Source organism: Bradyrhizobium sp. 186, assembly GCF_023101685.1.
Classification (GTDB): domain Bacteria; phylum Pseudomonadota; class Alphaproteobacteria; order Rhizobiales; family Xanthobacteraceae; genus Bradyrhizobium.
This window is the reverse complement of record NZ_CP082164.1, coordinates 4,767,771-4,780,306: the sequence shown is the minus strand read 5'-3', so window position 1 is coordinate 4,780,306 and position 12,536 is coordinate 4,767,771. Positions and strand designations below refer to the sequence as shown.

8 protein-coding genes and 2 pseudogenes are annotated in these 12,536 nt (G+C 60.7%); 4 read left to right on the top strand and 6 right to left on the bottom strand.

All coding sequences use genetic code 11. The annotated features are described in order from the left end of the window. Positions 1–70: 70 nt before the first annotated feature. A pseudogene (locus IVB18_RS22790) lies at positions 71–598 on the bottom strand (SOS response-associated peptidase family protein); the annotation flags it as partial. Between the two features lie 258 nt (positions 599–856). On the opposite strand from IVB18_RS22790, the gene IVB18_RS22785 reads away from it, so the two are divergent. Further along, on the top strand, positions 857–1,063 hold the full coding sequence (locus IVB18_RS22785) for a hypothetical protein (RefSeq protein ID WP_247991182.1): 207 nt from the start codon (positions 857–859) through the stop codon (positions 1,061–1,063). A gap of 180 nt (positions 1,064–1,243) precedes the next feature. Here the strand turns inward: IVB18_RS22785 and IVB18_RS22780 are convergent, their stop codons facing one another. Next, positions 1,244–1,504: a hypothetical protein gene (locus IVB18_RS22780; protein ID WP_247991181.1), complete on the bottom strand. Its 261-nt coding sequence runs from the start codon at positions 1,502–1,504 to the stop codon at positions 1,244–1,246. 1,392 nt (positions 1,505–2,896) lie between these two features. On the opposite strand from IVB18_RS22780, the gene IVB18_RS22775 reads away from it, so the two are divergent. Further along, on the top strand, positions 2,897–5,329 hold the full coding sequence (locus IVB18_RS22775) for an EAL domain-containing protein (RefSeq protein ID WP_247991704.1): 2,433 nt from the start codon (positions 2,897–2,899) through the stop codon (positions 5,327–5,329). An 805-nt stretch (positions 5,330–6,134) separates the two neighbouring features. On the opposite strand, the gene IVB18_RS22770 is transcribed toward IVB18_RS22775, so the two are convergent. After that, the gene (locus IVB18_RS22770; protein ID WP_247991180.1) at positions 6,135–6,449 is read right to left on the bottom strand and encodes a hypothetical protein; all 315 of its coding nucleotides are present in this window, start codon (positions 6,447–6,449) and stop codon (positions 6,135–6,137) included. Continuing rightward, positions 6,446–6,788, bottom strand: a pseudogene (locus tag IVB18_RS22765) (SOS response-associated peptidase family protein); the annotation flags it as partial. The pseudogene IVB18_RS22765 and the gene IVB18_RS22770, both read right to left, overlap by 4 nt. A gap of 785 nt (positions 6,789–7,573) precedes the next feature. Here IVB18_RS22765 and IVB18_RS22760 point away from each other — a divergent pair. Then, positions 7,574–7,804 carry a hypothetical protein gene (locus tag IVB18_RS22760; RefSeq protein ID WP_247991179.1) on the top strand — a complete coding sequence of 77 codons (231 nt, stop codon included), beginning with the start codon at positions 7,574–7,576 and terminating at the stop codon, positions 7,802–7,804. A 362-nt stretch (positions 7,805–8,166) separates the two neighbouring features. Here the strand turns inward: IVB18_RS22760 and IVB18_RS22755 are convergent, their stop codons facing one another. Then, positions 8,167–9,561 (bottom strand): site-specific integrase, encoded by a 1,395-nt coding sequence (locus IVB18_RS22755; RefSeq protein WP_247991178.1) that lies wholly within the window; start codon positions 9,559–9,561, stop codon positions 8,167–8,169. Positions 9,562–9,657: 96 nt separating this feature from the next. Between IVB18_RS22755 and IVB18_RS22750 the strand changes: the two genes are divergently transcribed. Beyond that, positions 9,658–10,499 (top strand): IS5 family transposase gene (locus tag IVB18_RS22750; protein ID WP_247801096.1). Its coding sequence is split into 2 segments (ribosomal slippage): positions 9,658–10,030 and positions 10,030–10,499, totalling 843 coding nucleotides; the frame shifts between segments, so codons are not numbered across the junction. Positions 10,500–10,639: 140 nt separating this feature from the next. On the opposite strand, the gene IVB18_RS22745 is transcribed toward IVB18_RS22750, so the two are convergent. Then, complete coding sequence (locus tag IVB18_RS22745; protein ID WP_247983724.1) at positions 10,640–12,364, bottom strand: IS1634 family transposase; 1,725 nt, start codon at positions 12,362–12,364, stop codon at positions 10,640–10,642. Positions 12,365–12,536 lie beyond the last annotated feature (172 nt).

The following is a 12,536-nucleotide window of genomic DNA, read 5'->3' as shown; positions in this document are numbered from 1 at the left end:
CGCGGCGATTATCGCCGTTGTCAGGCAGAAATTCCACTTATCGACCTGTTCAAATTTGCGGAGCCGGCTCTAGGATCACCGGCATGGCCTTCGGGTGGATCGGCTCAACCACCCCGTTCGGCGAGGTCGTTAGAAAGCCGTAGACCAAGTGTGGACCGGGGATTGGCTTGGACTTGGTACCCCGATCGCCTTTGAACTCGGTCCAGATGCCCCCAAACGCGAACAGCGGGCGCTCCTCATTGAGTGCGAACCACACGACATCCTTTTTCTTGGTGTCGGGGTTCGCCTCTGGCGCATACTCGGCAAAGCTGTTCGCCGGGACCAAGCAACGGTGCTCTGGCTTGAGCCAGCCGCGCCAATGGGGCGATGACGTGTTGCGGATGTTGGTGACGGGCGGCCCGCCGGTACGCGGCGGCGATGGCATGCCCCACCGCATCAACATCATCTCACGGCCTGCGTCGTTGTTGCGGATCACCGGAGCCGGATAGTCCGGAAACATGCCCGGCATCGGCGGCAGATTGCCGACATAGCGGTTGACCACGCGAAACAGAGCGCGGATCGCCTCTTGGTTCGTGGTGACGCTGTAGAGATTGCACATGGACCCTGTCTATCACGGATGCCAATCCTGGCGAACATGGGTCGGGCCGCCGCGCTCGACTACCAGCAGCAGGGCTTCGGCCGCCGCAAGACGGGACCATCACTAGCCCACCGGATTATCTGCCGCCCGAGCACGCCACGTTGGGCGAAAAATCAACGATGGCGGCAGGGCTGAGCGAAAAGATGGGCATGTGGCCTGATTGGTGCCGCAATGGCACCTACCTTTTGATGTGGGCATGGGCGCTAGCTGGAGGCCCGAATGGGTAAGCAACAGACCGTCTACGAGAAGAAGCAAGAGCTAGAGAAACTGCTCGCCGAGATAACCGAAGCCACGCAGCGCGCGCGTGACGCCGCAATAGGCGTCACCGATGCCGACCTCAAACGCCAGATCGAATGCAAGCTCGACGAAATGCTTGAGCACGCGCATGTCGTTCAGCAGGAACTCGACAAGACCGGGATTGGATAACCCTCGCGTTCCGCCTCGAGCGCTTGCAGCGCGTCCCACGCGTGCGTTAATTCCGGCTCCGCGCGCGAACACAGCGGCGATCGTGCGAACGCATCAGCGGCCAAATAGCGCGTTTCAGTGTGTTTCAAAGGAAAGCCCGGCCAACTTCTTGCTGACCGGGCTTGTCGTTTGATGGGCGGCTTATTGATAGCTGATCTCGCCAGGTCTGATTACCACCCGCGCCGCCTCGCCATCATGGTCAACCACCACCACGTTGATGGGCGTCTTGAAGGCATTGTCCTCAACGTGCTGCGCCAGCGTGTCCGGTCCGCGACCTTCATTAATCCGCGTCACCAGCACACTGCCGTTGGGGCTCATGGCGCATAGAATGAAGGGCAGCTTCATCCCGTCATCGATGCACTGTCTCAGCACTTCGACGAAATGCTCCTGTAGTTCTTCCATCTTTGGGTCTCCATCGGTTTGAGGGAGACCTTGGGCCCTTGGCCCTGACCACGCTCGCCTTAAGAGCCGGCAAGGTCGAAATCCTTGCCTTGCCTTGCCTCGCCATGCCGCGTTGCAGCGCCGAAGCGCTGTGAGGCCGTCTAGGGTCAGGTCGGCGGCCTCAATGGTCCTACCTGAGCGCCAAGACTTGGCGAAGTTAAGGCGCGCTTCACGGCGTCTCAGCGGCGCTAGAACCTAGCGCCGCGAAGGAATGGGATCGGGCTTCCAGAAAGCTCAGGCTACGAGACGCAGTTCGGTTTCCGCTTGGCTCGTTGGTGCAGGCTCGCCGATGATCCGCCGCAGTTCCGCTGCGACGCCGTCGAGCACGGCGCGCTTCTCCTTCATCCGCTTCAGTAGTTGCCCGTGATTTGGTGGCTCACACTCTAGATGAATTGCGGAGCATCGACCTCGATCATCCTGATACGCAAAAGGCCATCGAGGAGATCAAAGTCATCTTTAAATCCACGGGGCGGCCGACCGGGTTGATGGCGAAGGAAGTGTCGATGCTGAGGGAGATCAGGCACTCGTTTGGCGTTTGAGGGCCACTCTCGCGCGATAGCATCTGTCAACACTGAGGCGGTGCTGCCTATCGCCACCACCACGCGCTCATGTCCGGGCGGCTTTGGCCTTGCGACCGATGTCCGAGATCAGCCGGTAACCGGACGTATAGCGGATATGACAAAATCGGCGTGATTGACCCGCAACAGACACTCGGTAAGTCGTGCGGCTACCTGAGAAGTTCAGGAAAGGTTCTAAGTTGCCGATCTGACCCCTTTCCACTCAATAAGTTGGTGAATGGTCCCTTTTGATTTTTAACAGTGGCCCCTTTTGATCACGATGCGCTCTCGAGAGAGCGGTGCTGACCCCGTGGGATTACGGTTCGTAGAAATGCGTACTTACCGCGCAGCCGGGCCGTGGATTAATTTCTCCACCTTGCCGAGCGGTCCCCAAAGGGAAGGATGCTGTTCCGGCTGGTTAGGGGTCCGAACAAACCCTCTTCCGGAGTCCCGCCTCAGGGCCATCCACCCATCAGTTCGCGGCCTCTTTCATTTACAGACCATGGCCTTTTGAATCGTCAAATCGCAACGGCAGACCTCCACCCGGCCTGACGCTGATGTGACCACGTTGCCCTCGACTAGGCTGGCCGAAATCGAGCCTACCCGTGCAGGTCAAGAATTCCGTCCTTATCGGATCGTTGACTGTTCAATCGACGAACGGGCGGCGGGTTATGTCAGGGAGAAAATAACCATAGTGTCGATTGCGTCAGCCGTATTCAGCATTGCGCAACGGTTGCGACAGCACGATTCGGATGGAATTGCACTTACCAAGATATATCACGGGGGCGCCATCCGCATGTTTACCATATACAGCTGCATCGCCTACGAGCATGACCTGCGACTGGTGGTGCTGGCGGCCCTCGTATGTGCGCTCGCGTCTTTCGCGGCGATCAACTTCCTCAATCACGTCCGCAAGACAACGGGGTACATGCGCGATGTCTGGTTGTGCGTCGCCGCCACCGCATGCGGCTTCGGCATCTGGGCAACACACTTCATCGCCATGCTTGCGTACTCGCCTGGCATCCCGAGCGGATACAACATCATTCTCACCCTGCTATCGCTCGTTGCGGCCATCCTGCTCACCGGCGTGGGTCTTTCGATCGCGTCCGGAAACAGGGTGCCTGCCGGGCGCTGGATCGGTGGAGCGACGGTCGGCGGCGGCATCGCAGCGATGCACTACACCGGAATGGCAGCTTTCGAGATCGCCGGACGGATACAGTGGGACCCCTTTCTCGTTGTCGTTTCCATCGTGCTGGGGGCAGCGATCGGAGCTACCGCGCTGCCAGCCGGTTTGCGCGACGGGTCGATGAAATGGAAGGCTATCGGGGCGGTGCTGCTCACGCTGGCAATCTGCAGTCACCACTTCACCGCCATGGGCGCGGTTTCGATCATCCCCGACCCAACTGTCGTGGTATCGGAACTGGCGCTGCCGGCTGGCTGGCTTGCGCTCGGCGTCGCGCTTGCGTCGCTGACGATCCTGTTTCTCGCTTGCGCGGGTCTTGCGCTCGATATCCGCGAACGCCATCGCGCCGAACTGGAAGTCGATCGCATGCGCGGTCTCGCCGATGCGTCGGCCGAGGGGCTGCTGGTCTGCTACGGCGACAAGATTGTTTCAATCAATACAAGCCTGACAGAACTGACAGGCTATGTCCCCGACGATGTGATCGGCGAATCGCTGGCGATCTGCCTGCCCGAGGAGTCCGTCAGGCGCAAGCTGGTAGCGAGGCCGCGCGAGCGGATCGAGGCTGAATTGCGCGACGTCAACGGCCAATTCATTCCGGCTGAGTTCATCCTTCGCTCGATCGATTTCGCCGGTCAACCGCATCATGCCATCGCCGTCCGCGATCTGCGTGACCGGAAGAAAGCTGAGGAGCATATTCATTTTCTGGCGCACCACGACGCCTTGACGGGTTTGCCGAACCGAAACAGCTTCAACGCCCGGCTCGATCAGGAAATCGAAGCGCATCAGGCCTCGGGCCGGTCATTTGCAGTGCTTTGCCTCGACCTTGATCGCTTCAAGGAAGTGAACGATCTGTTCGGGCATGCCGCCGGTGATGCGCTCCTGAAGAAGGTCGCGAAATGTGTCACGGCAGTTCTAGAACGGAACCAGATGATGGCGCGGCTCGGTGGCGATGAATTTGCGATTATCGCGACAAACCTCTCCAGTCCATCGGCGGTAGGCCGCATCGCCGAGAAAGTCGCCGAAGCGTTGCGGATCGAAAACGAATCATCGACCACGGCCTCGTTCGTTTCCACCAGCATCGGCATAGCGATTTTCCCGAACGATGCCCGGGACGGACGGGGCCTTCTTACCCACGCAGATACCGCGCTCTATCGCGCCAAAACCGACGGCCGCGGTGTTTATCGCTTCTTTGAAGCCGCGATGGGCGTTGAGGCACGCGATCGCCGCATGCTTGAGCACGATCTTCGCAGCGCCATCGCACGGCACGAATTTGAACTGGCCTATCAGCCGCAAGCCCGGCTTGATACGCGCGAGATCACCGGCTTCGAGGCCTTGTTGCGATGGCGTCATCCGCAGCGCGGTCAGGTTCCACCGGCCTTATTCATTCCCGTCGCGGAGGAAAGTGGAACGATCCAGCAGATCGGCGAATGGGTGCTTAGACAGGCATGCGCGGAAGCCAGCGGCTGGACGAATCCGCTCGGAGTCGCCGTGAACGTCTCGGCGATGCAACTGCATAATCCGCAGTTTACGCAACTGGTTCACGGAATCCTTGTTCAAACCGGGCTGAACCCCGGGCGGCTCGAACTGGAGATCACTGAAACCGCGCTGGTCCGCGACTTCAACCGGGCGCTGGCGACGTTGCGTCAGCTCAAGGCGCTTGGCGTCCGCATCGCGATGGACGATTTCGGGACCGGTTACTCGTCGCTATCGAACTTGCGGGCATTCCCGTTCGACAAGATCAAGATCGATGGCTCCTTCATCAAGGCGGTCGACACCAACGAACAGGCGGCGACCATCGTTCGCGCGGTGCTTGGCATCGGGCGCGGGCTCAAGCTGCCGGTGCTGGCGGAAGGTGTCGAGACCAGCGAGGAGCTGGGTTTCCTGAGCGCCGAACTCTGCGATCAAATTCAGGGATATTGGCTCGGGAAGCCAGCCGACGTAGCTGCTTTCCGCCACCTCACGCATGCCGCGGAAAGCGTACGCGATCTCGAGTTTCCCTCGCCCCACACTGGTGAGGGCGTTGCGCTGAAGGTCGTCCGTCGATGAAAACATTGAGCGCGATCAGTGCTTCGTTCGGCAATCACGCTGCTTCCGCCATCGACCGCGCAAACGGGATTAGCTTTCGGCGAGTTCGTCCAAAAATCTTCCGCGCATAGCCGTCGATTGGCCTCTGGCATCCGTTCCAGATCAAATAGTGGCCTGACGCCGGCGCCTTTGTGGCCGCAGACCTGACAAACGAACAGCGGCTCAAGATGCGACAACCGAATATGGTCCGGCCACTGCTCCGCGCTGATCTTTGACGTAGTGAGCGCACTTGTAGTCTTCGCAATAAACAGGAGCCGACGAAGGCCCGTGGCCCGCATTTCACCGAGAGTGATTTTCTGTTCTCGCCGAACTTGGGCAAGAATGAATCTGGGTGTGTAAGCGCTCCTCCTCGAACTAACACCATAAGTACGCGCTCCTGCGGGTGTCTCCTATTTGGCACTTTTCGGACTTAGCTCGATGTCCGCGTTGCGTCTGCAATGCGAAGCAAAACGGACATTGCTTTGGCTCATCGGAACAGCCAACAGGTGGGCCACCCGTTCGTCGGCAAGCGCGATAGCGCCAAGGTTCTTGGAAGCTGCCGCTCCAAATTCCAAGGTTCGCGGACTTCGCCACCGATTGCGTGCCGCATAATATCCTTGGTCACGCGCCTGATCTCACTGACCCATCTCGCGGCGGCGGCCCCGGAGCTTCCGATACTTCAATCTCGCTGTGGTCGTGGATGTGCTCTGCGAGCTGACCGAGATCGCGCATGTCATACCATTGCCCGCAGGCCGGGCATCATTTCATGCGGTGGTCGGCCTCGGTCCTAGCGATGCCGTTGACGTCCCGACCCGGTTTCGTCATCTGCAACGCCTACGACCTCGTACTCAAAGACGACGCCTTCGGGATCGTTCACCACGAACCACTCATCGGCAAGGTCCGAGTTTGCAAACACCTTGAGATGGTCACGGTCGCCGACCTGTTTCCTTGTATCGACGTAAATCCAGACCGTTCGTGAGAGGACCTGAGCACCAAGCGCTATTGCGTTTAATCGGTACGCTGGTCGAGGTGCCGCCATATGCCTAGAGGTCCGGGCTGCTTCCTCGGCATCGGCGTAGGGCCAGTCGGCTTTGAATTTCATGCGGCAAGCCTATCTTCCTTATCCGCACCGCGCATGACGATCTTGAGCGCATCGTCCGGCAGCGGACGTTGCAACGCCTTCGCTTCGTCCCATGCCGCGCGCATCCATACATCGCGCTCTTCGTCTGTCGTCAGGATTACCGGCATGGCCTTGGGATGGATCGGCTCGACCACAGCATTCGGCGAAATGGTCAGGAAGCCGTAAACGAGGTGCGGTCCGGGGATCGGTTTCGACTTAGTGCCCACGGTCGCCTTTGAACTCGGTCCAGATGCCGCCGAAGGCGAAAGGCGGTCGGTCATCATTCAGCGCAAACCACACCACGTCCTTGTTGGTCTCGGGTTCGGCATTCCTTCAGTGCAAATCAGCACCTTCCTCAGCCGAGGTGATCTCGCCACATTGGGGGCACCGAAAAATACGAACCGTCTTGCCCGTGCGTGTATCTAATGGCGTGGTGAGCAAGTGGGGCTGACGGTCGCAGCGAGGGCAGCGACGATCTTCCTGCACCTGCTGAGGTGGGAGCTTATCGCCATTCGAAGAGTTCATCGTCCGCTCCACCGCAGACGAAACCACCCCATCACCGCTAGACATATTAAATTACAGAACGAACGCTAGTTCCCAACAAATTGGTGACACCCGCGCGGTTTCAGGATCGGCGAAGGGGCGCTGCCGGGGCCTGTTGGAACGTCGCCGCCGTCCCAGTGGTGCGCCAGGACCCGATCCCGGATAGAAGCCGCAACGCCAGCACCACGGATCGGAGCCGTCCGGATTGCCGCTCCTCATAGCGATCTCACCAGCGCGGACATCCCCGTAGTAGACCAGCCCAAGCTTCCCTGGCTGGCATTGGGATCACGGCGGCAGTTGAGTTCGGGCATGCGCGCATCAAAGGGCACGTCGGACCGGTCCGCAAATGACGCTGTCCGTTGTGCCGCCCATGCCGTCTGGCGAGTACGGTTTCGATCTCTTGCAAATCGCTGCAGTCGCTTACTTGAAAAATCTGGACGAATTACATGATGACCGAGGCGCGAGACGCGCGGCAGATCAAGCTTTGGCCGAGTGTTTAGAGTCACGACGTGCGCAGGCCGACACATAGTTTTGGACCATACACCAGAGAAGGAGCGAACAGCATGCCAGACAATATCTCTAACGCAAACCGATCTGCGGGCGACCCACAAAGGCGCATCACAGCAGCAACTACAATCGGCATGAATGCCTTGAAGCCAATCATGCACTTTCAGGTCTCAATGCTGAGGATGTGGGCCGACAGCATCGAGAGGTTCGCGGGCAATTACGAAAAGGGGTTGGAAGAAACCGCGACTATTGTCGAGGAACAGTCAGACAAGCAACGCGCCGCGTAATGTCGCAAATGAGATTAGGCGGAGTCCGAGTTGGGTCAAAGGCGTCGTTTCCGCTATATCTGCGATGGGTCCGCTTCGCCTCTGGGAACAGACATTGCCTACCTTGTTCCGATCTCGGTCAAAACGTCGCGCACTTTGCGGTCGATCCCGGCAAGGTCAATGCTCCGATAGGTGCGGCAGCCGTACCGCGCCGTGCGGACGGCCTGCCCATACGTTTGCGCGCGGCCCCCGGACCATTTCCCCGCGCGTCGGACAAGCGTACCAGCAGCCAAATGGCGCGTTTCATGGTGTTTCAAGAAGCAACCCGGCCAGCTTCGCGCTGACCGGGCTGCCGAATCTAAGGAGCTTCCAGATTTAGGGGATCACGCCGCGAGCCGCAGCTTCTGGTCAACGGCCTTGACGGGCGGCTTGCCGATGATCCGCCGCAACTCGGCCGCGACGCCGTCGAGTACCGCGCGCTTCTCTTTGATGCGCGGCGAGTGATTGTAGACCTTGCCGGTGACGGTGGGCACGATTGCGTCGCCCTTTTTCGTCACTGCGTGGTCGAGGCACTTGGCAATTGCGGCGTCGTCAAATTCAAGATCGCCCGCCAAGGTCGCCGCCGTCCGGCGCAGGTCGTGCGGCGTAAATGGCTTGAGCCCGAGCAGCGCGCAGATGCCGGGCGTTTTCACCTTGCCCTTGACTTTGGTGCCCCGCAGCGCGGTCGCCATCACCTTTCGGTTCATCGGCTGATCGCCGAGCGGGCTCGCAAAGACGTATTGCTTGTTAGACCCTCTGAGGGCCTCCCGGACGATCTCCACCGCCAGATCGGACAGCGGCTGCTGGATTTGCCGGCGCTTTTTCACCCGCTTGAGTGGGACGTGAAGTAGCGGATCGGCGCCGTCGAGGTCGAATAACTCGTCGCGGCGGGCGGGCAGCAATTCACCGGATCGCAGCATGGCAACCAACTCGAACTTGAGCGCGAGGCAGGTCCGGCGATCCCACGGCGGGTCGTCACGGTCGAGGCCGTGCCAGAAGATCCTGATCTCGTCGGGCGACAGAACGCGGGTGCGAGGATGTTCGGGATCGAGCTTCGGCAGGTTGACGCAGGGGCTGGCAGTCACGTAGTCGCGGCCGGCTTCGGCTGCCCAATTGAACAGGCCCGAGGCCGCGCGCCGCATATGCCGGGCGTTGGCGACCGACGGCTTGCCGCCGTGTTTGCCTGCAACGATGTCATTCGATAGCGTGGCAATGTCGTGCTTGGTGACTTCGCTGGCGATCTTCTTGCCGAGCCGAGGCCTGATGAAGCGCCGCAGATGGCTGGCGACGCTTTCCCAGCTTTCGATCCGGGGCCGCATCTCGCCGTCCGGCTTCTTGACCGGCGTCTTCATCCACTCGATCCGCTCCTCGATGATCTCATCGACGGTCTTGCCGCGCTTCGCCTTCTCCGCCTTCTGGTCGCGGAAGGTCTCCGCCAGCGCCTCGCCACCCATGCCCTTGAGGCCGTAGACCCGGCTGCGGGCGTCCTCGACGGTGAAGGTCTCGGGATTGTAGACGCCGAGCCATCCGGTGCGCTGCTTGCCGGTGGTCCGATCGGTGAACTTGAAGGAAAAGGTAGCCACGCCGGCCGTGGTGATGCTGACGTAGAGGCCCGGACATTTGCGGTCGTAGAATTTGACCCGCTTGGTGGCCCGCTTCTCGCAGAGGCGATCGGTCAGGATGACGCTGCCATTGCGGCCGCGCTTCCCGGCGGGCTCGGTGGTCGTGGTAGTATCCATTTCGGTTTCAGGCTCCTAAGTGTCTGTCCGGGAACATCTTGAATCATCGGAATCATTTGTGATTCAAGGGTGGCGGTCCGATTCGAAGGGGCGCCCATGTGGACGAAGGAGAACCGCGGTCGTTACGACCGAAGCCGGCTACGCTATCCAAGCGATTTGACTGATGAGGAATGGGCGTTGGTGGAGCCGCTGATTGCGCCAGCCAAGCGAGGCGGCAACAAGCGCACGGTCGATGTGCGCGAGGTGATCAATGGCCTGATGTATGTGCTGAGCACCGGTTGCCAATGGCGAGCGATCCCGAAGGACCTGCCGCCACGCAGCACGGTGCACGACTATTTTGACTTGTGGGCTTGGAACGGCACGCTCGATCGCATCCATCACGCGCTCTATGTACAATGTCGAGAATTGGCTAACCGAGAACCCAGCCCGAGCGCCGCCATCATCGACAGTCAAAGCGTCAAGAGCGCGGAAAAAGGGGGGCGTGGATCGACCCGCATGGCTACGATGCGGGCAAGAAGATCAAGGGCAAGAAGCGCCACATCCTAGTCGATACTCAAGGCTTGCTGCTCCACGCCCTCGTGCATTCGGCGGACATCCAGGATCGTGACGGTGGGGTACTGGTGATGGCCACGCTGTTTGGCCTGCATCCATTCCTGCTGAAGCTCTATGCTGACGGCGGCTATCAGGGGCCGATCTTTCAGTCCGCCGTTCGCAAAATCCTCCGGCAAATCGACGTCGAGATCGTCAAGCGCTCCGATACAGCAAAGAGTTTTGCGATCTTGCCCAAGCGATGGATCGTCGAACGCACCATCGCCTGGCTCAACCGCTGCCGCCGTTTGGCCAAGGATTGGGAGTGCCTCAACCGAAAGGCATTGGCGTTCTTGCGCCTCGCCTCAATCCGCCTCATGCTGCGAAAGCTCTGCCAAAAAACAGCATGATCCCGGACAGACTCTAAAGGGTTTTGACCAACAGGGCCGGCCTTGGGGCCGGGCCCTAGACCGAACTTCCCCTTGAGTAGCGACGTAAGCATTTGAGCTGGCGTGTAATTCCAGCGGGCGTGACGGCGCGTCTGCCTACATTATGGGGCGATAGGAATGCCGAGCCGATTGAAGACGTCTTGTTGTAGTGGGGTTGGACTTGTGAGCATAGCGGCCGGGGCGTCCTGACCGATGCGAACGATGTTGCGTGTGAGCGTGGCGAGATCCTGCAACAGCGTTCGAAAGCTGTGCACGGGCCGGCCATCGTGGGTGTGCTTGCGATTAGCCTTGGTTCTGGCCGCGGCCGAGACTCTGGCCTTGGCGACGGGCGAGACGCGCGCGGCGTCGGCGGCCTCGCGGTCGTGATCGTCGAACAGGATCGGGGCCAGCGCGCGGCGCATGTGCCAGACGATGTAATAAGCGAGCATGCAGAGGAAGACGTGGGCGCGCACGCGGCCAGCGAGGCGATGGTGGATCGGGCGCACCTCCAGTTCGACGGTCTTGATGGTGCGGAAGGCGCGTTCGACCTGGGCCAGGCTCTTGTAGGCACGCACCGTGGCGGCGGTGTCGAGGTTCTCGGCCGGCACGTTGGTCCGTAGCACATAGAAGCCGTCGAGCGACGCTTCGTTGGCGATGGCATCCTCGATCCGACTGAAGTCGAACGAAGTGTCGGTGATGGCGAGGTGGAAGTGCTTGGCCATCTTACGCTTGCCCAGCACGGCGCCGACCTTCAGACCGATCTCATCCTCGCCGCGCAAGGGGTTGCGCTGACGCTGCACGGCGGCCTTGACGCGGGCGAGATCCTTCTCGGTCGCCGCCAGCAACTCGCCGCGCTTGCGCCGACGCTCGTCGGCCAGATCCGGGTTGCGGCACACGATCAGGCGCTCGCCGGGGAAGTCGGGGGACGTGATCTCGGCCATATCGCGATCGTCGAACAGCGACAATTGCAGCGGGCCGCCGTCCTCGGCGAGCTTGCGGATCGCCGGCGCCCGCAGAGCGGTGATCCAATCGAGCCCGGCCGGCATCAGATCGGCTTCGATACGGGCGCTGGTGATCATGCCGCGATCGCCGACCAGTACCACACGCGACAGCTTGAAGCGGGCCTTCAGTTTGTCGACTTGCGCGGCCAGCGTGCTCGGGTCGGCGGTGTTACCTTCGAACACCTCCACCGCCACCGGGCAGCCGTCGGCGGCGCACAGCAAGCCGAACACGATCTGCAGCTTGTCGGAACGACCGTCGCGGCTGTAACCATGCCGCGCCAATTCGCAATGTCGCCCCTCCAGATAGCTGGAGGTGAGATCGTAGAGCACCAGCGAGCCGTCATGCAGATGGCGCTTGGCGAGCGTCGCCTCGATCCCCGGTTGGGCCGTGCCGAGCAGGTCGAGCGCTTCGTAAAGCTCGTCCTCGTCGACGGCGCTGAGATCGAGCAGTTCGCCCAGCGAATGCGCCGCCGTCGCCTCGCTGAGCTGGCGCGCCGTGGCCAGCTTGGCGGCCGGTTCGATCACCCGTGCCACGATCAAGGCCAAAGCCAGCCTGGCCAACCGTCTGGGCTTGTCCGGGACAAGGCGATGCAGTCCGAGCTGGCGCGCCATGCCGAGCACCGCGGCCACGTGGCCGTGCGGCAGCGAGCGCTCGATCCGCAGTTGCTCGGCCGGCGAGACCAGCTCCTCGCCTTTCAGGACGCGGCGCAGCGCATCGATCTTCTCATCCGGCCAATGCGACAGGTTGGCCAGCGTGCGCGACTTGATCTTGTCGCCCTCGCGATAGCTCTCGCGCAACAGGATCGCGGGCGGTGAGTTGCGGTTGGGAATGCGGGCGACGAACATGCCGGAATCGAATCACGGAAACCTGCCATTCGCAAGCCAAAAATCATCATTTACATGCCTACAAAATCAGCCCGATCCAAACTTCTCAAATCCTCTCAACGCTCTAACAAAAATCCCGAGGGGAAGTTCGGCCTAGATTTGGCGAAACCCGCCGAAGCACCCCGAAACAGGG